The following is a 19861-nucleotide window of genomic DNA, read 5'->3' as shown; positions in this document are numbered from 1 at the left end:
AATCCGAAAGAATACTTTTTTTGTAAAAATGCCTATTTATGCGATAAAGAGGCTGGTGTGAGTATTGGCATTATTCTTGCAACTAATTATGGTGTTAAAGAGATTTGTCGGATGGTCTATATCTTTTTGGGTTGGTGATCATTTGGGATTTCTCAAAATAAATTTATGGGAGGGTAATGATGAAAGATTTTTCTAGTTTATTTACCAGCGGTGATGATGTGGATTTGATTCATGAGAAGACGATGTACTTATTGGAAAATAAGGGTGTGCTTTTCGAATTGGATGAAGCAGTAGAATTATTTAAAAAACATGGTTGTCGCGCTGAGGGTAATATTGTATTTATGAAAAGAAGTTTCGTGGAAGACATGATCGAGTTGGCTCCAAAAGATTTTGCTTTTAAATCAAGAGGGCGAAAACAAAATGTGGGAATTGGACAGCCCATGATGCTTCAATCATCGTTGGGGCCTGTAAATGTGTTGGATGGTGGTGTTTATCGTCAGGCAACGTCTGAAGATTACTTGAATTTTGTAAAACTTCATCAAGGCAGTGAAATAATCGATTTGATCGATGCAGATCTTGTTGTACCAAACGACGTACCCTTAAAGGATCAGATGGCATTCACAACATTGACCACTCTCAAGTATTCCGATAAAATCATCGGCGGGCATAATGGGAATAGGGAACGATGTGAAAAGTTTCTGGATTTAGTCATGGACTTTAATGATGACCATGAAAGTTGTCAGACTTATACGCTAGCTACAAGCATGCCGCCTTTTGCTTGGAATAAGGAAATGTTGGAGACCATATTTGCCTATGCAGAAAGAGGCCAGTGTCTTGTAATGGCTGGTGTTGGACTTGAAGGAATGACTTCACCCCAAACGTTGGCTGGAACTGTATTGCAAAATAACGTTGAGATATTGGCGGGAGTGGTCCTGTCCCAGTTAATAAATCCTGGGACCCCAATTATATATCAGCTTACGTCTTTGAAATGCGATTTAAGATATTCCTTGTGCACATGCGGTGGGGCGGAGACGGCACAGTCTTTTCTTACCATGGCAGAGCTTGCCAAATTCTATGGTCTGCCTTACAGAGCCAATGGCTGCTTGTCGGACGCGAAAGAGGATGACTACCAGTCTGGAATGGAATCCTTCATGATTGCTTTAGGAGGACTTATGACAGAACCACAATTTGTATACATGGTAGCCGGGATCCTTGATTCTTACGGAGCGCTTGGTTATGAAAAATTTATTTTGGATGAAGAGTGCTTTAAAATAGCACGTCATTTCCTGAGTGGAATAACGGTCAATGAAGAAAGGCTTCAAATGGATAAACTTATGAAAATCAAACATAAGGACAATTATTTGGGAAGAACAAGCAAAGTGTATCGGGAAGATTTTTATCTTCCAAACCTTGCAAATCGCGAAAAACATTCGGTTTGGGTCGATCAAGGATCACAGAGCGTAAACACAGCGGCGACACTGGCGTGGAAGACTAGAGTAGCAGAATATCAGATGCCAAATCAACTGGAAGCTTTTCAAGAAAAATTGATTCGAGAAAATATATCTGAAGAATTTCTTTTATGACATTTATCATTTGTCTCAAAATTTTGTTTAGAGGATAACTGGATCAGGGATTATTTAAAATTTTGAAAAACTCAGATATCCTCATACGGCACGATGACATATTGAATAATTCTATGGAAAGCGAATGGAGTTGGTGCTTTGTATGATAGAAAAAGTTAAAGCTGAAGGTGTTCAAAAGGATCAATATGATGTAAAAACAGACAAGACTATTTTTATAGGAGCTTTGTTTATAATTGTTCTGGTATGTGGAGTAAGTATTGTTTTTCCCGAGACGACGCTTTCTATAGTGGAAAAGGCCAGGGTTTTTATAATTACCAAGTTTGATTGGTTTTTTCTGGCAATTGGATTGGCCAGCCTGATTATTTCAATTTACTTAGGGGCTGGACGATACGGGAAAATAAAACTTTCGGAAATCGATGAAAAACCTGAATTCAGTTACTTCAGTTGGTTGTTTATGATTTATTTTTCAGCAATTGGTTCATCAACATTGATGTGGGCGATCTGTGAGCCATTGGCAATAATTTCAGATCCCCCTTTTGGATTTCTTCCCTTTTCAGAAGAGGCGTATTTTGTTTCGATCCCGTACGGAATGTTTCATTGGGGACCTATAGCCTGGTCGTTTTTTGCCTTGCCGGGTTTAGTGGTATCTTATTGTTTTTATAAAAGAAAGAAAAAACGCCTGCAGATATCAAGTGTATTGTCCGATGTTATTGGGAAAAAAAATTCAGAAGGCATTTTTGGCAAAATCATCGATATAGCGTCCATTTTTTTCACATTTTGTACTTTTGGTCCAAGCTTGGGATTTGGAGTTCCTGTTTTGACACAATTGATAAGTAACGTGACTGGACTGCCATCAAATGATTATATGCAATATGCTGTCTTGGCAGTATGGACGATGATTTTTACATGCAGCGTTTATCGAGGCTTGACAAAAGGAATTAAAGTTCTCAGTGACATCAACATGTGGCTTTTGGCACTTCTGTTGATAATGGTCTTTTTTGTATCAGATCCACTTTATATCCTTAGAAGTATTGTTGAGCAGTCAGGTGAGCTTGTATCAAATTTTGTGAGAATGGCGACTTATTCAGATGTGTTTAATAACGGTTCTTTTGCCCGGGACTGGACAGTATTTTATTGGAGCTGGTGGATGGTGGAAATACCATTTATGTCGATATTTATTGCACGTGTATCAAAGGGAAGGAGCTTTCGAGAACTTTTATTCGGAATAATTGGCGCCGGATCCATAGGAACGATGTCAGTGTTTTGGGTTCTGGGAAATTACGGCTTGAAGTTACAAAAGACTGGAGCATATGATTTGGCTGGTATTTATAATACCCGGGGATCCACGATGGCGGTTGTTGAAACAATGAACAGCCTGCCGTATCACGAAATTATTTCAATTGTTATGATTTTATTGTATTTTGTCTTTTTGGCAACTTGTATCGATTCAGGATCTTTCACGATGGGATGCATGGCTTCAAAAGAAATCAAAGATTACCAGCAGCCTTCGAAAATCAATCGTGCTACATGGGCGGTAACCATAGCACTGATAGGTGTGGCAATCCTCCGTTTGGGTGGCGGATTAGCGGCTATCCAAACAATAATAATTATTGTCGGATTGCCTTCGGCAGTTTTGTTGATCCTTTTAGTCGCAGCAATTTTTAAATGGTTGAAGGAAGATTATCCGCAAAATTACTCATGATTTTCAAGATTGTCGTCCACCTTTCGTTTTTATGTGAAAGAAAATAGAGAAATTATTTGATACAAATAAAATAATCGATGAGGAGATATGAAATGAAAAAAAATAATCTAAAACGATTTTTGGCCTTGACATCCATAGCCTTTGCTTATGGGACAATGTATTTGCTTCCATATATGAAAGGGGTATGGTATGACCAGATGATTGCAGCTACTGGTTTTAGCAATGAACAACTGGGTTTTCTTGTTACAGTTTATACGATAGTACTTTCAATTACCTACATACCTGGTGGTTGGGTGGCAGACTTGATCAAACCCAAAAAAATATTGGCTTTTAGCTCTGCATTAAACGGTCTTTTATGTTTTGTATTCATGATGTTTTCTAGAAATTATGCAATTGCAATGCTGGTCTGGGGGGCGGCCGGTTTTACAGGTGGCTTTGCGTTTTGGCCGGCAATGTTAAAAGGTGTAAGATTGCTGGGAACAAAAGATGAGCAAGGACGAATTTACGGGATTTTTGAAGCCTTGAATGGCATTGCATCGTTGTTGGCGAGCATGTTCATGGTCTGGATATCGACCTTGTTTGTTACAGAAATTGCAGGATTCAAAGGTGCACTGACTACTATGGGAAGTATCGGTATAATCGTGGCATTGGCTGTATGGTTCTTGTTTGATGAAAATCTTACATACAATGAAGATGCGTTATCGGAAAGTTCAAAAATCGATTTAAAATCTTTTGTTAAAACTTTAGTGATGCCAGAGGTTTGGATCGTTGCATTACTTATGTTTGTAGGTGTCACTATTTTTGACTTGTTGGCATATCTAACTCCTTATAATACCTCTTTCATAGGCATATCGGCAGCAACTGCAAGTTTTATCGGTACGTTTAGACAATATGGGTGCAGAGTCGGAGGGATAGGAGGTGGATTCATGGCTGATAAAGTCTTGAAATCTTCAGCCTTATGGCAAATAGTATCAATGGTAGCATTTGTTCCACTAGTATTGGTGTTCGGGCTTATCCCCGAAGGGGCAACGGTACCGGCAGTAATAATGGGGTTTGTTTTAGCGTTAATGGCATATGCTCAACGTGTAACCTGTTACTCTCTTTTGACAGAATTGCAGATTCCTGCAAATGTAAGTGGTACCGCTCTCGCGCTGGTAACTCTCATTGGTTATTCTCCAGATTTTTTTGTTCATACCATGTGGGGGAATTGGATCGATCAGCATGGGAATGATTCATATCAAATGATCTTCAACTACAACGCTGTTGTTGCGGTAATCGGTATCTTATTGGCATTGATATCCTTCAGGATGGTTCGAAAAAAAAGACAATTCGCAATTCAGGAGCTTAGTGAAGAAAGTTAAAACGTATTATTAAAAGGCTTGAGGTGAATGTTAACGCATTCTTCTCAAGTTTTTTTATGGATAGAATGCGCTGGTTGCATCAATGATCAAGTGATAAAAATTTATGACAACAGACGTCGATTTTCACGGTTGTACATCTTTCCAATATAGTATATTATAAATGTTGATTTAATCAGAACAGTATAGGCTTGGCATAAAACTTTTGCAAATCAGAATTTTTGAATTTGCGAACTGCATGAAACGTTTGAAGTTAACATTGCGAAAAATAAAAATGACTTGAACAATAGCTTAAATACTTTTTGAGAATACAGGGAGGTAAATATGAAAGTTGGATTGATAAGATGTTTGCAGACAGAGGATATGTGTCCTGCAACAACATGCTTCAAAGTTATGAACTTAAAAAAGTTAGCTTTTGAAGGTGTTGAAGAAGATATTGAGGTAATTGGAGTTAATACCTGTGGCGGATGTCCCGGCAAGAAAGCGGTAACTAGAGCGGCCGAGATGGTTAAACGTGGTGCGGACACCATAGTTCTAGCCTCTTGTATAACAAAGGGGAATCCCATTGGGTTTGCTTGCCCACACGCAGAACAAATGAAAGCCGCCATAGAAAAGAAAATTGGAGAATCAATAAATCTGATCGACTACACTCATTGAAGCATTTAAAAGAATCGGATGTTTTATAGAAATGCAACCATTTTTGAGGGTTGTATTTTTTGATGTTAAGATGCAATAATTGATTTACTGATATAAAATTTAATATTTGGGTATAAACGAAGCAAAGAAGTGTTGATTATGGTGTGGTCGATTTTGTGTGTTTTATGGGTCCGTCGATTTTGATGAACCCTGAAATTGAAAGGAGATTTTTCCTGTGTCTAATTTAAAGAAAAGTATTTTTATCAATGCGCCAATGGAGAAGGTGGCTAAATATGGCACGAATCCCAAGGAGTGGGGACACTGGTACGCACATTTGTCAGATCCGGAAAATCTAGTAGGTGAAGGTGAAGCCGGAACCGTTGGAGAATTTAAATATACAATGCTCGGCATGCACTTGCCCATGAAAGTTGAAGTCATAGAAAATACTCAAAGCCCGGAGAAACATGTCTGGATGGGAACGTTTGAAGGACCATTATCTGGAAAACAAACTTTTACATACATAGCGAAAGATGGTGGGACCGAAGTAGATGTTGATATCGAATATACTGTGCCTGGAAGCATCTTGGGCAGGATTGCCGATATATTGATTATCGAGAAGATCCAGGAGAATGCAACTGTTGCCACATTGGAAAATCTTAAAGCGATTTGCGAATCCGCATAAAATCACTTAAATATCAACAAAAATCATCTGATTGTATAAAGCTTCGTTTGTTACCAGTAATAATGCATTACTTGCTGAATAAATGCTTCCTAATAGTTGTGTTAAAGTAAATCGACCATACTATTATAACAAATTACGCCGCATCGCGTTGCTGATGCGGTTTGTTTATTATATTGATGGGAAACTTGAATAGTAGAGTTGTACTTACTATGAAATGATAAATAATTTAATTAGCCTATTAAACTTTTTTAAATTCCGCCGATATTGATAACAAGAGTAAAAGAAGAAATGTCGGCCGACATCTTCCATACTTAAAAGGCAAGGATGCCAATACAAAATTTCAAGGAGGAAATTAAAATGAGAATCAATAACAACATTTCAGCAATGAACACGTATTCAAGGTTGTCAAGCGCTCAAAGTGCACAATCAAAATCTTTGGAGAAATTATCTTCTGGACTAAGAATCAACAGAGCAGGAGACGATGCAGCAGGTCTGGCAATATCTGAAAAGATGAGAGGCCAAATCGGTGGACTTAATCAAGCAGTAAGAAATGCACAAGACGGAATCAGCTTGATCCAAACTGCTGAAGGAGCATTAAGCGAAACACACTCTATTCTTAATAGAATGAGGGAACTTGCAGTACAAGCAGCAAATGATACTAACTCAACTGAAGATAGAGATGCAATTTCAACTGAAATCAATCAATTGAATGAAGAGCTAGATAGAATAGCTGGAACAACTCAATTCAATGGAAAAGCCTTGTTGGATGGATCTTTTGGTGTAAAAGATGCTGGAACTGGAACAATAGCTGTTGGCACAGCTGGTGTAACGAGTACAAATATTTCTGGGGCAAAAGCTGGAGAAACATACACACTTGCAGTAGAAGCATCAGGTGAGGTATCTTTAACTGATACTTCAGGAAATGTACAAGTGTTATCAGGATTAGCTAGTCCGGCTAGTTTTACTGGTACTCTAAACTTTGATAAAATGGGAATTAGCATAGGGATGGATGGTGCAGATTTAGATACAGTAGCATCATTTGGAACAATTATAACAGATGCTACTAAAGATGATCAAAATATTCAGATTGGAGCCAATTCAAATCAGAAACTAGCTGTTAGCATTGACAGTATGGATTCAACGGCATTAGGAGTAGATTCAATTTCAGTTTCATCTCACGATGATGCAGAGTTAGCAATTAATGCAATTGACAGTGCTATAAATAAAGTTTCAACACAAAGATCTAAATTAGGTGCATGGCAAAATAGATTAGATCATACAATAAACAACTTGACAGCTTCAGCTGAAAACCTAACTGCAGCAGAATCAAGAATCAGAGACGTAGACATGGCTAAAGAGATGATGGAATTCACTAAAAACAACATCCTTAACCAAGCATCTACTGCAATGCTTGCACAGGCAAATCAAATGCCACAAGGTGTACTTCAACTTCTTGGATAATACAAAAATTGAATCAAATATACACAGAAGCACGGATTTGGGTTTATTCCCGGATTCGTGCTTTTTTTTCAAACACCGGGGACGGTTCTTTTTGTTTGCGGAGCGTTGCTTAATAAAAGATTGTTAAATATTTAATTAATTAATTGGATTATACCTTTGCTTGATGTAGAATAAACCTATAAACAACAATTCGTAGATAGAGGAGCAAGTATTATGGATAATGGCAAAGGAATCGTTTATACGCTGACAGCCAACTGTCACGACTGTTATCGCTGTGTTCGTGTATGCCCTGTTAAGGCAATCAGGGTTCATGATGGCCAGGCTTCGGTGGAACGGGATCTGTGCATAGGATGCGGAACCTGTGTTCGTGAGTGTCCACAACATGCAAAATTGATTCGCAGAAGTCTGGAAGATGTAAAAGAAATGGTTGCAGATAATAAGGTAGCTGTTAGCCTGGCCCCTTCTTTTGCAGCTTTTTTCCCCAGAGAACAGTGGCTTAAATTACCAGGTGCTCTTAAGAATCTGGGATTTTCATATGTTTCTGAAACAGCTGAAGGAGCTAAGAGAATCACTGAGGAGTCTTTTAACAAAAATGCCAAGGGAAGCATCTGTACGGCCTGTCCTGCAGTCGTCAATTACATAGAAAAGTATCGACCACAGTATCGTAATCAAATGATCCCCGTAGTTTCTCCCATGGTCGCACACGGTCGTATGCTCAAAAAAAGACTTGGGGAAAACTGCAAAGTTGTTTTTATAGGGCCCTGCTCTGCAAAAAAACAGGAAGCTTTGCGGGAAGAAAATCTAGATGCAGTAGATGGGGTATTAACATTTGAAGAACTTTTACAGTGGATGGAAGATGAAAAAATCAATTTCGATGGAATAGAGGAAGAAGCCTTTGAAAGCCACGGAACTTTAAGTGAAGCAAGGCTATTTCCATTACAGGGCGGAATGTTGAAAACAGGGAATCTTTCTTTGGACAGCACAGACGAAAACGTACTTCATATCAGCGGTGCAGATGAAGTGCTGGCCTTGTTTGACATGCCGGTCGAACAGTGGCCATACAAGTACGTGGAACCTCTCTTTTGTACAGGAGGGTGCATAAACGGTGCGGGATTTCCTTCTGAAAAGAATTTGTTTTTGCGAAAACAGGATATTATTTCCTATGCAAAAATCCAGGGTGAGAATTCCATTGAGGACATAGACCGGACAGTTACCTGTGAGACGGGTTTTTATGAAGAATATCCCCAGACATATTACGGATACGTATCTGAGGAAGTCATAGCCGACATTTTAGATAAAACCGGAAAAGCCTCTGCTGATCTTCAGCTTAACTGTGGTGCCTGCGGATATAAGACTTGTCGCGAAAGCGCAATTGCCATGGCAAAAGGTATGGCTCAACCTGAAATGTGCATGCCATATATGAGAAGGCTGGCTACACAAAAGACAGATAAAATAATGGAAACCAGTCCAAACGGAATCGTCATTTTAGATCAAAATCTACATATCATTCACATGAATCCGGCTTTTAAGAAAATGTTTCTTTGTAATAATGCTTTGCTGGATAAAAGGATATCCTACCTTTTAGATGCTTACGGATACGAGAAAATGATAGAGGGATCAGAACCCCGACATGAATGCATTAATTCCAAGTACGGGGTAAAGTACCAGGAAATTTCTTACTTTTTACCGGAAGAGAATCAATACGTGGGCATCTACATCGATTTGTCAAAGATCAAATTTGATGAGAGACAGCTGGATGTGATAAAGAAGCAGACCTTGGAAAATGCGAAAGAACTATTAAATCACCAAATAGGATTTTCCCAGGAACTTGCCCACTACCTGGGTGAAAGTACTGCTAAAAGCGAGGAGATGCTGCAGCGGTTGATGAATCTGTTCGAATAAACAGGGGAAGGGGAGAAGTTGCATTGAATTATATACAAAGTACGATTCGCCAACAAATCAAGGACAACAAAAATGTCTGTGGCGATGTTGTTCTTATGGAACGGACGGCAGAATACACTACAGCAATTTTATGCGATGGGATCGGATCCGGGATATATGCTAATATTGCAGCTATCGCCTGCGGAAATCGACTGTTGACCCATGTAAAAAACGGGATGTCTGCTCAATCGGCCAGTTGCATGGTGGCAAGCTCAATGCATAAAGCCCGTACGGAGGCATTTCCTTTTGCTGCGTTTACTCTTGTCAAGATCCTGAAAGATGGACACTATACCATACATACATACGAATCTCCAGTTCCCATCGTAATTAAGGACAGCCTTGCTTATCTTCCTGCAATGATTGCTTTGAAAGCAGACCAGGAGTTTGTCATGGAAACTTCGGGGGCACTTGAGAATGGAGATGGCATCTTGATTTTTTCAGATGGAGCATCCCAGGCAGGCATGGGAAGAGGTTATATAATGGGCATAGGAGAAAAGCGGATATGCGAATCAGTAAACCATATGCTGGATCACAATAAAGGCCATGATGATATATGTGATGGAATATTGAAACTGGTCAAGGAAAAAAGCGGAGGATATTGGGAAGATGACACTACCCTTGCCCTTTTAAATTCACGTCCGAAAAATTCTATGGTGGTAATGACAGGACCGCCCTCTTCCATGTCAAAAGACCGGGAGTTTGTGATTAAAGGTACACAATTAGCGGGTTGGAAAGTTGTTTGTGGTTCTTCAACGGCTGACTTGGTAGCACGAGAACTTGGAAGGTCGGTTGAAAAAAAAGAAAGAAGGCACTTTTATGGGTCTGTGCCTGAATACAATATTGAAGGCATAGATGTTGTAAGTGAAGGAGCATTGGTCCTAAACAGGGTATATAATATTTTGGATGAAAAATTCGACGAAAAAAATGAATTTTCCGTGGTAGAACGGATATCGTCCTTATTGCGAAAGGCAGATGATATAACGTTTTTAGTTGGTAATGCCTACAATAACGCCCACGTCGCTTTATCTTTTAAAGAGATAGGAGTTATGCCGCGGCATATGATCGTCAAAAAGCTGGAAACTAAATTAAAGGAGTTGGGAAAAATCGTGACAGTGTACTATTATTGATGTCATGAAAATTTAATATAGTAATAATTATTGAAATTATTATTTATTTATTGACAAAGTTTGAGTTAGTGTTTATTATAGTTGTAACAAATGACTTCCAAGGAAAGTCTTTTATTAGAGAAAGATCTCCTTGGAGCTTTTTTTACCCGACAAAATATGTTAAAAAACTAACATTATAACTTGGCTCAATATTTTAAAAAGAAAGGAATGTGGACGATGGAAAGAAGCAAGTTGGCAAAAGTAAAGTTGCCGAAGGAGAAACTTGTGGAGTTGGATGCCTTCATAGACAGCTTGGAGGATAAAGAGGGCTTATTGATTCATATATTGCATAAGGCTCAAGAAATCTTCGGATACCTGTCTTTGGAAGTTCAACTCTATATTTCAAAACGATTGGACATACCTGCTGCTAAAGTTTTTGGAGTTGTAAGTTTTTATTCGTATTTCACTCAAGAACCAAGAGGAAAGCACACCATAAGCATGTGCATGGGAACTGCATGCTTCGTTAAAGGATCCGAACAGATTTTGGAGACATTTTGCAATGAGCTTGGAGTGAAATCAGGAGAAACATCCAAAGACGGTCTTTTTACGATCAAAGATGTTCGATGCATAGGAGCTTGCGGTTTGGCACCGGTAGCCATGATCGACGACAAGGTATACGGACATTTGACAGTTGAAAGTGTAAAAGAAATCCTTGATGAGTATCGGAAGGAGGAGCAAAATGAAAATCAGCACTCTGAGTCAGTTATATGAGGCGAAAGCCAACAATGAATCCATTTATAAGTTGCGCGAAACTGGAGATGCAGTAGAAGCCAAGCCTGAAATATTAGTAGGAATGGCGACATGTGGTATAGCTGCAGGAGCAAAAAAGACCATTGCTGCCTTGGAGAAGGCACTGAAAGAAAACGGTCTGACAGACGTTAAAGTCAATTCCGTAGGATGTATCGGCTCATGTTATTGTGAACCCACCATTCAAGTAAATATTCCAGGCCAGGCTCCTGTTTACTACGGATACGTGGACGAAATGGCAGCTGGGGAAATCGTAAAAAGCCATCTTGTAAATGGAGTTGTTTTTGATTCCAAATTGTTGAAAATCGGATTTGAAAAGGCGGACAAGGAAAAAAGAGACGGAAAGCGACAGCAGCGTATTGCACTTCGTAATTGCGGTTCTGTAGATCCCCAAAATATAATGGATTATATAGCTTATCGAGGTTATGAGGCTTTGGGAAAAGTCCTGGAAGAAAAAGATCCTGAAGCTGTTTTGGAAGTAATCAAAAAAAGTGGTCTCAGAGGACGCGGTGGTGGAGGATATCCTACAGGTTATAAATGGCATGCGACAGCCATCCAGCCTGGCAAGGAAAAATATATCATCTGCAATGCTGACGAAGGAGATCCGGGCGCATTTATGGATCGTTCCATTTTGGAAGGTGATCCCCACAGCGTACTTGAGGCGATGGCCATCGGCGGTTATGCAACAGGGGCAAATAAGGGATTCATATATATTCGTGCAGAGTATCCACTAGCCATTGAGAGATTAAAAACTGCAATGGCGCAAGCGGAAGAACTGGGACTGCTTGGCAAAAATATTTTTGGAAGCGGATTTGATTTTGATATTGAATTGCGCCTTGGTGCAGGTGCTTTTGTTTGCGGAGAAGAAACTGCATTGATCCACTCTGCAGAAGGTGTGCGCGGAGAACCTACAAAGAAACCACCGTTTCCTTCTGTGGCCGGATATAAGGGAAAACCGACAACTGTAAATAACGTAGAGACATATGCAAATGTACCCCCGATAATTTTGAACGGCGCTGATTGGTTTGCGGGCATTGGCACGGAAAAATCCAAAGGAACTAAAGTTTTTGCATTGGTCGGGAAAGTCAACAAGGTGGGCTTGGTAGAGGTTCCCATGGGGACAACTCTTAGAGAGATAATATACGATATCGGAGGAGGAATAACTGGTGATAAGAATTTCCGAGCCGTCCAAACAGGCGGACCTTCTGGAGGAGTTATCACTGTAGAAAATCTCGATACACCAATCGATTATGACAGTTTGAAGGAGATAGGCTCCATGATGGGATCAGGCGGCATGATTGTAATGGATGAATCCGACTGCATGGTAAACATAGCTAAATTCTACCTTGGGTTTACCCAAGAAGAATCCTGCGGAAAATGTACACCTTGTAGAATTGGAACCAAGAGAATGTACGAGATTTTAGATAAGATCACCAAGGGTGAAGGAGAACCGGAGGATTTGGTGAAATTGGATAGTTTGGGACAAAATATCAAATTGTCGGCATTATGTGGCTTGGGACAGACTGCGCCAAATCCGGTGCTTAGCACCATGAAATATTTTAAGGAAGAATATGAGCGACATGTCTTCGACCACAAATGCGATACCGGAAGTTGTAAGGGAATGCGTGTATATAGGATACTTGAAGACAAGTGCATCGGTTGTCGAGCATGTGTAAAGGTTTGCCCTGTTAACTGCATCAGCATGGTTCAAAAACCGGCCCATCGTATTGATCAGACGCTGTGTACAAAATGCGGAGCTTGTTTTGCCGCATGCAAGTACGATGCGATAGTCATAGAATAGGAGGAGCGAACGATGGAAACCGTAAAAGTTACTATAAATGATATTGAAGTGGAAGTAAATGCGAATTCCACAATATTGGAAGCGGCGAAAATGGTGGACATTCAGATACCGACCTTATGTTATCTGAATCTGGAAGGATTTGATATTGCCAACCAAACCGCATCATGTCGTGTATGCGTAGTGGAAGTTGAGGGACGACCGGCACTTGTTCCTTCTTGTGCAGAAATCGTTACAGACGGAATGGTGGTTCGAACCGATTCGCCTAAGGCAATTGCAGCCAGAAGAACAAATGTTGAATTACTATTATCAAATCATCCTAAAGAATGTTTGACTTGCAGTAAAAACTTGGAATGCGAGCTCCAGGAACTGGCACAGCGCCTTGGCGTCATGGAAATCAGTTACGAAGGAGAAAGAATGTTGCATGAGATTGACCATTCCTCACTTTCATTGGTCAAAGATCCCGAAAAATGCATCATGTGCCGTAGATGCGAAACCATGTGCAACGAAGTTCAGACTTGCGGTATATTATCTGCTGTTTCCAGAGGATTTGCCGCTCACGTAGGTCCCGCATTCCATCTTAACATGGTAGATACTTCATGTACGTTTTGTGGACAATGTGTTGCAGTATGTCCGACAGGGGCACTTACTGAAGTCAACAACGTCCGTAGTGTAGTAGCAGCGCTTAACGATCCCACCAAACACGTAGTGGCCCAAGTGGCACCGGCAATTCGAGTTGCCATTGGCGAAATGTTTGACATGGATCCGGGAACCATAAGCACGGGACAACTTGCAACTTCATTGAGACGTCTGGGATTCGACGGTGTTTTTGATACGGATTTTGCAGCAGATTTGACCATTTTGGAAGAAGCATCTGAATTGGTACATAGATTGGAGAATAATGGGCGGCTACCTATTTTGACCAGTTGCTGTCCAGCTTGGGTAAGGTTTATTGAGCACCAATTCCCGGATTTATTGGATATACCATCAACATGCAAGTCTCCACAAATGATGTTTGGTGCAATTGCAAAGACATACTATGCAAAGAAAGTAGGATTGGACCCAAAAGATATCGTAGTTGTATCCATCATGCCTTGTCTGGCTAAAAAGACTGAAGCTGCCAGAGAAGAAATGGATATAGATCATATGCACAATGTAGACCTTGTTCTAACGACACGTGAGTTTGGAGCCATGCTAAAAGAAGCGGGAACAAATTTTGCTCATCTTCCTGTGGGCGAATTTGACTCGATCCTGGGTGAAAGTACAGGGGCAGCTGTTATATTTGGCACAACAGGTGGTGTTATTGAAGCTGCGGTTAGAACAGCATATGAATGGATAACCGGAGATGAACTGGAAAATGTAGAATTCAAACAACTTAGAGGTCTGGAAGGTATAAGAAGCGCCACGGTAGAAATTGGAGATAAATCTCTGAATATCGGTATTGCACATGGATTGGGAAATGCTAGAAAACTCTTGGAAGAGATTCGCGAAGGAAAATCCAATTATCATGCAATTGAAATCATGGCATGCCCGGGAGGCTGCATTGGTGGGGGCGGACAACCTTACCATCATGGAGACATGGAAATCCTGCGCAAACGTCAAGAAGCAATTTATCGAGAGGATGCAGGCATGAAAGTACGAAAATCCCACAAGAATCAAGAAGTTTTGAAGTTGTATGAAGAGTTTCTTGGAGAACCCTACGGAGATAGAGCACATAAATTATTGCATACTCATTATTCACCTAAAGAAAGAATTTAGTTTCAAAGAGCAGTGGTTTCTGCCGCTGCTCTTTTAAGTATAAAATAAGGTATTATTCTTTAAAGTATCATAGAGAAGCATTATACGATAACTTGCATTGGAGGAGTACATATGAGTAGAGAAGTAGAATTTATAACTAAAACAGGATTATTGCTGGCATTGGCACTGGTGATTCAAATAGGGCTTGCACCATTTGCACAGCCTGTAGTGGGACCATTGATCAACATGTTGTTAATATTGTCCGTAATATTGGTAGGACCCTGGGGAGCAGTAGTGGTAGGTTCCTTGACACCGATAATTGCTTTCCTTGTGGGGATCATGGGGCTTTTTCCAGTAGTACCAGTTATCATATTGGGCAATTGTGCCTATTCATTGGTTTTCTGGGTGTTTGGCCGGAAAAATCGAATCATTGGTTTGATAATCGCTGCAGTCTTAAAATTCATAGTATTGGCCGGAGGAGTAAGATTGTTGGCTATGTTCTTTATGCCTAATTTGCCGGCACCAGTCATAGCAACTTTGTCCTTGCCACAGCTTTATACAGCACTGGTGGGGGGGAGCGTTGCCTTACTGGTAGTGCATTATCTGCCTAAAAGAATGGTTGAATAAAAGGGACGAAACAAAAGGGACGGTTCTTTTTGTTTGGAGAGTATGATTATAAAAAGCGATTCACCCAGTTAACGGTTGAATCGCTTGATTTTTTACACATGCTGATCTACGAGTATAGTGTTGCCATCAGGGTCTTTAATCATAAAACTAGCTGGTCCTGAACCTTGTGGGTCGGCTTTTTCAACAAAGGAGATGCCTTTGTCGATCAACTCTTTTTGAAGGTCACGAATATCTGTGAATTCTTCAAGTGCTTCTGCGTTGTTGTTCCAACCGGGGTTGAATGTCATGATATTGCTATCAAACATGCCTTGGAATAGACCAATGACACAGTCATCATTTTTCATGATCAACCAGTTTTCAGCTATATCGCCATGAAAAGCCTCAAAACCTAATGCTTCATAAAATACTTTTGATTTATGGATATCTTCGACTGCTAAACTTAATGAAAACGCACCTATTCCCATCTCTATTCTCCTCAATTCGTAATACCTGATATTTACCCATTATATTTAGTCAAATAAAGTCAACGGTAAGCTTATTTTTATCTCCCAAGATCGATCATGTTTTGGATAAGTGGTTTACAACGACCACAAGGTTCACCGGTTTCCTTGTCGATTCCGGTTCCGGCTTTTGTAGCTTCTCCAACTTTCTCTACAGTATCAGCACCAGCTTTTATAGCAGCTAAAACCGCATCGTAAGAAACCTTTTCACATCCGCACACGGTAGATAAAATGATCGGCAATTCTGTTTTGCACCCTTCACATTCACCACACACACAAATTTTTTCCTTTAAATCATTGACAGTTCTTGCACCGCCGATCATAGCCCTTCTAATTGCAATGTAATCCACATCGTTAGTCGTACAAATGATTCTGTTTGCTGCCATAAAAAACGCCTCCTGATTTCATATTGTAATAATGTACTACTTTTCATTTTCTGATATTTAAGATTGATTGTCAAGTTGCTTAAAAAAACAAAACAGCAGTAAAACAGCAGGGACGGTTCTTTTTGTTTGCATTTGAATTAGAAGTCATTAGTCGTAATTTGAGTTTAACATATTTTTTAGAGCACTGGATTTTGAAAATAAGTGTACTTCATTTTGCAAGCCAAGAGCTAATGGACAGTTTTGTTTATGAAAAAGGCGAGATAACTGTAAAGAGTTTATTGAAAACGAATAAGGTAATATTGAAAGTTTTCGTTGTCATCATACGAAAAAAAGTTTGACAAGTATAACAATGTGTATTAAACTGTTAATAAGTTAACCTGAGTTAACAAAATGCCAAGGAGATGTAATATGAATCTAAGTGAGTCTGTAGAAATGTATCTAGAAACAATCTATTTTATACAAGAAAATCATGGACATGCCCATGTTATAGACATAGCAAACATGATGAATGTTTCGAAAGCTAGTGTTTCTAAGACCATGAATCAATTAAAAGAAGAAGGATTGGTCAATAAGGAAACTTACGGACATATTACATTAACAGATAAAGGGGAGACAATCTCCAGGGAGATCGTCAAAAAGCATTATTCGATTTCACGTTTCTTGGAAAAATCATTGAAATTGAACCCATCTGAAGCTGCAAAAAATGCTTGCAAGATGGAACACATCATAAGTGACGAAATGATAAAGGCAATCGAAATGTATTTGGAAGAAATAGATCAATTGGCAGGAAAATAGAAATGGGGAGGTTAATATGGAATTGACAATGGGTAGTGGATTATTTAGACGAAAGCGAAATCGTCATGGGAAAATTAAAGAAACCAACATAGAAGCCAAAATCAATCTAACTCATGCGGCAATTGACGCAACATATGAAATAAAAGGAATTGATACTGAAGATCAAGTAATGAAAGACTTTCTTTTTACTTTGGGATGTTTTGAAGGAGAGAAAATCACATTGATTTCAGCTTTGGCAGATAATTATATAATTCATATAAAAGATGCCAGATACAGCATAGATTCACAATTGGCAAGTGTAATCCGGATCGGAAATACTGAATAAGACCCGGATTATGTTGCTTTTGCGTAAGAGAAAAAAATTTTAAAGTAAAAGTTAACTTAGTCTAACAATTAAACTTATGAACTTATAATATTATACCTTAGGAGGTCACCAATGAGAATAGCATTAACAGGAAACCCAAATAGCGGAAAAACAACTTTATTCAATGTTATAACCGGGAAAGTGGAACATGTAGGAAACTGGGCTGGTGTAACAGTAGATAAAAAAGAGGGAGACGTTAAAGGAGATTGGAACAAAACCGGTACGAAAATTCGAATCGTTGATTTACCTGGTGCATATTCAATGTCTCCATATTCTTCTGAAGAAAGCATCACAAGTAATTTTGTCAAAAATGAACAACCTGATGTTATTATAAATATTGTGGATGCCACAAATTTAAGTAGAAGTCTCTTATTAACAACGCAACTGCTTGAGTTGGGAATACCTGTCGTAGTTGCACTAAACAAAATTGATTTGCTGAAAAATAAAGGAATCACTATAAATTTAAAAGTACTGTCAAAAAAACTAGGTTGTCCGGTTGTTGAAACTTCATCCATCCTAAAGAAGGGAATGGTTGAAATCATAGACCAGGCAGTGAAAGTTTCCGGAAAAGGACAAAAAGCACCTTTCCAAAGCTCTATTTTGAATAATGATGAGTTGGATAAAAAAGCATACGAAGCCAAAGATAAGGAACGATTCAGATTTGTAGACAAGTTGGTAAAAGAAACGGAAATTAGGGAAGTAGAAAGTAAAAAACAGACCAGACAAGATGCCATTGATCGAATAGTTGCCAACAAAATATTGGGCATACCAATATTTGCAGCTGTTATCTACTTGGTGTTTTCTATTTCTCAAAGTTGGCTAGGACCATTGATTGCAGACTATTTTGTTGGTTGGATCGATAAATTGTACGTTTTTGTAGACGGGATAATGGGTGAAAATATATCACCTCTATTGAGCACTCTGCTTTTGGACGGAATCATAGGCGGTGTGGGAGCACTGATTGGTTTTCTGCCATTGATCATGGTTTTGTTCTTTCAACTTGCCTTGTTGGAAGACAGTGGCTACATGGCCAGAGTAGCAGTAGTTATGGACAGATATCTAAAAAAAGTTGGACTTTCAGGAAAGTCTATCATACCGATGATAATAGGTACCGGATGTGCAATACCCGGCGTTATGGCTACTCGAACAATTAGAGATGAAAGACAACGGCGAACTACAGCCATGTTGACTCCTTTTATGCCTTGTGGTGCAAAACTGCCAGTGATCGCATTATTTTCCGGGGTGTTTTTTGAAAACGCCGCATGGGTAGGTACATCAATGTATTTTGTAGGCATAGGAATAATTATCGGTGGAGCTCTGATCGTTCGAAGAATAACCAAAGAAAGTTCTGCAAAATCTTATTTCATTATGGAATTGCCGGAATATAGACTGCCCAGCATCAAAAGAGCATATGTCTCTATGATGTCAAGAGCAAAAGCCTTCATAATTAAGGCAGCAACAATAATTCTTGTTTGTAACGCAGCCATACAAATAATGCAGACTTTCAACTGGAATTTTCAGCTTGTGGCGGAAGGTATGGAAAATACAAGTATTCTAGCCAGTCTCGCAAATCCGTTTGCATACTTATTATTGCCTTTGGGATTTGGTGTGTGGCAATTGGCAGCTGCAGCCATTACCGGGTTTATAGCAAAAGAGAATGTGGTTGGCACCTTGGCAGTTGTATATGGAATCAGCAACTTTATAGATACTGAAGAGTTGGCCTTAGTATCAGGAGCAAATGATGTAGCTTCGATCATGGGATTGAGCTCTGTGGCAGCTTTGGCTTATTTAATGTTCAATCTGTTTACACCACCATGTTTTGCAGCTATCGGAGCCATGAATGCAGAAATGGAAAGCAGAAAATGGCTTTGGGGAGGAATCGCTTTCCAATTGAGTATGGGTTACGTTGTTTCATTTATTGTATACCAGGTGGGCACATTGATAACGACAGGTTCATTTGGAAACGCTTTTGTACCAGGTCTTATAGCCGTAGCATTCATCATTGGGATCATTTTTTACTTGATGCAGAGAAATAATCAAGAAGAATACGAAGCTTTAAAGGAGTTGGGTTAAGATGTTGGAGAATCTGATCGTATTTTTAGTAGTAGGAATGATCATTTCAAGTGCTGTTTACAAAATTTACAAAGATAAGAAAAAAGGTGGAGGTTGCGCATCCTGTCCATACAACACTAGTTGCAGTGGTGGGATACAAAATACCGGTGAATGTGATATAAAATGATGTAAAACAAACAAAAGGGACAAACAAAAGGGACGGTTCTTTTTGTTTGTTTTTTTGTTTACCATCACTAATCGATTTAGAAAATAGAATGATCGATAATTGAACCAAAACATAGTAAGAATCCGTCTCTACTGATATA

18 protein-coding genes are annotated in these 19861 nt (G+C 39.4%); 16 read left to right on the top strand and 2 right to left on the bottom strand.

The genetic code is table 11. The annotated features are described in order from the left end of the window. Positions 1–179 precede the first annotated feature (179 nt). The 12 genes from IWB18_RS06665 to IWB18_RS06610 all read left to right on the top strand — a co-directional run bounded on the left by IWB18_RS06665 (position 180) and on the right by IWB18_RS06610 (position 15438). Positions 180–1583 carry a trimethylamine methyltransferase family protein gene (locus IWB18_RS06665; protein ID WP_225877789.1) on the top strand — a complete coding sequence of 468 codons (1404 nt, stop codon included), beginning with the start codon at positions 180–182 and terminating at the stop codon, positions 1581–1583. Between the two features lie 142 nt (positions 1584–1725). Further along, a complete protein-coding gene (locus IWB18_RS06660) occupies positions 1726–3285 on the top strand; it encodes a BCCT family transporter (protein ID WP_195682836.1) in 1560 nt (519 codons plus the stop codon). Between the two features lie 92 nt (positions 3286–3377). After that, positions 3378–4646, top strand: coding sequence for an MFS transporter (locus IWB18_RS06655; protein ID WP_195682835.1), 1269 nt, complete (start codon positions 3378–3380; stop codon positions 4644–4646). Between the two features lie 321 nt (positions 4647–4967). Then, entirely contained in the window at positions 4968–5300 is a 333-nt protein-coding gene (locus IWB18_RS06650) for a CGGC domain-containing protein (RefSeq protein WP_195682834.1), read from the top strand. A 214-nt stretch (positions 5301–5514) separates the two neighbouring features. After that, positions 5515–5961, top strand: coding sequence for an SRPBCC family protein (locus IWB18_RS06645; RefSeq protein ID WP_195682833.1), 447 nt, complete (start codon positions 5515–5517; stop codon positions 5959–5961). Between the two features lie 357 nt (positions 5962–6318). After that, positions 6319–7422 carry a flagellin N-terminal helical domain-containing protein gene (locus tag IWB18_RS06640; RefSeq protein ID WP_195682832.1) on the top strand — a complete coding sequence of 368 codons (1104 nt, stop codon included), beginning with the start codon at positions 6319–6321 and terminating at the stop codon, positions 7420–7422. Positions 7423–7635: 213 nt separating this feature from the next. Further along, entirely contained in the window at positions 7636–9324 is a 1689-nt protein-coding gene (locus IWB18_RS06635) for a [Fe-Fe] hydrogenase large subunit C-terminal domain-containing protein (RefSeq protein WP_195682831.1), read from the top strand. A gap of 23 nt (positions 9325–9347) precedes the next feature. Then, positions 9348–10490: a SpoIIE family protein phosphatase gene (locus IWB18_RS06630; protein ID WP_195682830.1), complete on the top strand. Its 1143-nt coding sequence runs from the start codon at positions 9348–9350 to the stop codon at positions 10488–10490. 216 nt (positions 10491–10706) lie between these two features. Next, the gene (locus tag IWB18_RS06625; RefSeq protein ID WP_225877788.1) at positions 10707–11240 is read left to right on the top strand and encodes an NADH-quinone oxidoreductase subunit NuoE family protein; all 534 of its coding nucleotides are present in this window, start codon (positions 10707–10709) and stop codon (positions 11238–11240) included. After that, complete coding sequence (locus IWB18_RS06620) at positions 11209–13077, top strand: NADH-ubiquinone oxidoreductase-F iron-sulfur binding region domain-containing protein (protein WP_195682828.1); 1869 nt, start codon at positions 11209–11211, stop codon at positions 13075–13077. Before IWB18_RS06625 ends, IWB18_RS06620 begins: the two co-directional genes overlap by 32 nt. Before the next feature lie 12 nt (positions 13078–13089). Then, entirely contained in the window at positions 13090–14832 is a 1743-nt protein-coding gene (locus IWB18_RS06615) for an NADH-dependent [FeFe] hydrogenase, group A6 (RefSeq protein ID WP_195682827.1), read from the top strand. Positions 14833–14943: 111 nt separating this feature from the next. Then, positions 14944–15438: an ECF transporter S component gene (locus IWB18_RS06610; protein WP_195682826.1), complete on the top strand. Its 495-nt coding sequence runs from the start codon at positions 14944–14946 to the stop codon at positions 15436–15438. Between the two features lie 92 nt (positions 15439–15530). On the opposite strand, the gene IWB18_RS06605 is transcribed toward IWB18_RS06610, so the two are convergent. Then, positions 15531–15902 (bottom strand): VOC family protein, encoded by a 372-nt coding sequence (locus IWB18_RS06605; RefSeq protein ID WP_195682825.1) that lies wholly within the window; start codon positions 15900–15902, stop codon positions 15531–15533. Between the two features lie 77 nt (positions 15903–15979). Continuing rightward, positions 15980–16324: a (2Fe-2S)-binding protein gene (locus tag IWB18_RS06600; RefSeq protein WP_195682824.1), complete on the bottom strand. Its 345-nt coding sequence runs from the start codon at positions 16322–16324 to the stop codon at positions 15980–15982. Between the two features lie 408 nt (positions 16325–16732). Between IWB18_RS06600 and IWB18_RS06595 the strand changes: the two genes are divergently transcribed. From IWB18_RS06595 to IWB18_RS06580, 4 genes are all read left to right on the top strand, one after another. After that, the gene (locus IWB18_RS06595; protein ID WP_195682823.1) at positions 16733–17119 is read left to right on the top strand and encodes a metal-dependent transcriptional regulator; all 387 of its coding nucleotides are present in this window, start codon (positions 16733–16735) and stop codon (positions 17117–17119) included. A 16-nt stretch (positions 17120–17135) separates the two neighbouring features. Then, on the top strand, positions 17136–17444 hold the full coding sequence (locus IWB18_RS06590) for a FeoA family protein (protein WP_225877787.1): 309 nt from the start codon (positions 17136–17138) through the stop codon (positions 17442–17444). Positions 17445–17555: 111 nt separating this feature from the next. Beyond that, positions 17556–19556, top strand: coding sequence for a ferrous iron transporter B (feoB, locus tag IWB18_RS06585; protein WP_195682822.1), 2001 nt, complete (start codon positions 17556–17558; stop codon positions 19554–19556). A gap of 1 nt (position 19557) precedes the next feature. Then, complete coding sequence (locus IWB18_RS06580) at positions 19558–19722, top strand: FeoB-associated Cys-rich membrane protein (protein ID WP_195682821.1); 165 nt, start codon at positions 19558–19560, stop codon at positions 19720–19722. Positions 19723–19861 lie beyond the last annotated feature (139 nt).

The organism is Alkalibacter mobilis (genome assembly GCF_015594845.1).
In the GTDB taxonomy this organism is placed as follows: Bacteria; Bacillota; Clostridia; order Eubacteriales; family Alkalibacteraceae; genus Alkalibacter; species Alkalibacter mobilis.
The sequence above is the reverse complement of the archived record's forward strand: the minus strand, read 5'-3'. Positions and strand labels throughout refer to the sequence as shown.

Bases quoted from the DNA above. Each gene is read 5' to 3' on its own strand.
- IWB18_RS06665 (WP_225877789.1), top strand. From the start codon at position 180: ATGAAAGATTTTTCTAGTTTATTTACCAGCGGTGATGATGTGGATTTG.
- IWB18_RS06660 (WP_195682836.1), top strand. From the start codon at position 1,726: ATGATAGAAAAAGTTAAAGCTGAAGGTGTTCAAAAGGATCAATATGAT.
- IWB18_RS06655 (WP_195682835.1), top strand. From the start codon at position 3,378: ATGAAAAAAAATAATCTAAAACGATTTTTGGCCTTGACATCCATAGCC.
- IWB18_RS06650 (WP_195682834.1), top strand. From the start codon at position 4,968: ATGAAAGTTGGATTGATAAGATGTTTGCAGACAGAGGATATGTGTCCT.
- IWB18_RS06640 (WP_195682832.1), top strand. From the start codon at position 6,319: ATGAGAATCAATAACAACATTTCAGCAATGAACACGTATTCAAGGTTG.
- IWB18_RS06635 (WP_195682831.1), top strand. From the start codon at position 7,636: ATGGATAATGGCAAAGGAATCGTTTATACGCTGACAGCCAACTGTCAC.
- IWB18_RS06625 (WP_225877788.1), top strand. From the start codon at position 10,707: ATGGAAAGAAGCAAGTTGGCAAAAGTAAAGTTGCCGAAGGAGAAACTT.
- IWB18_RS06620 (WP_195682828.1), top strand. From the start codon at position 11,209: ATGAAAATCAGCACTCTGAGTCAGTTATATGAGGCGAAAGCCAACAAT.
- IWB18_RS06615 (WP_195682827.1), top strand. From the start codon at position 13,090: ATGGAAACCGTAAAAGTTACTATAAATGATATTGAAGTGGAAGTAAAT.
- IWB18_RS06610 (WP_195682826.1), top strand. From the start codon at position 14,944: ATGAGTAGAGAAGTAGAATTTATAACTAAAACAGGATTATTGCTGGCA.
- IWB18_RS06605 (WP_195682825.1), bottom strand. From the start codon at position 15,902: ATGGGAATAGGTGCGTTTTCATTAAGTTTAGCAGTCGAAGATATCCAT.
- IWB18_RS06600 (WP_195682824.1), bottom strand. From the start codon at position 16,324: ATGGCAGCAAACAGAATCATTTGTACGACTAACGATGTGGATTACATT.
- IWB18_RS06595 (WP_195682823.1), top strand. From the start codon at position 16,733: ATGAATCTAAGTGAGTCTGTAGAAATGTATCTAGAAACAATCTATTTT.
- IWB18_RS06590 (WP_225877787.1), top strand. From the start codon at position 17,136: ATGGAATTGACAATGGGTAGTGGATTATTTAGACGAAAGCGAAATCGT.
- feoB (WP_195682822.1), top strand. From the start codon at position 17,556: ATGAGAATAGCATTAACAGGAAACCCAAATAGCGGAAAAACAACTTTA.
- IWB18_RS06580 (WP_195682821.1), top strand. From the start codon at position 19,558: ATGTTGGAGAATCTGATCGTATTTTTAGTAGTAGGAATGATCATTTCA.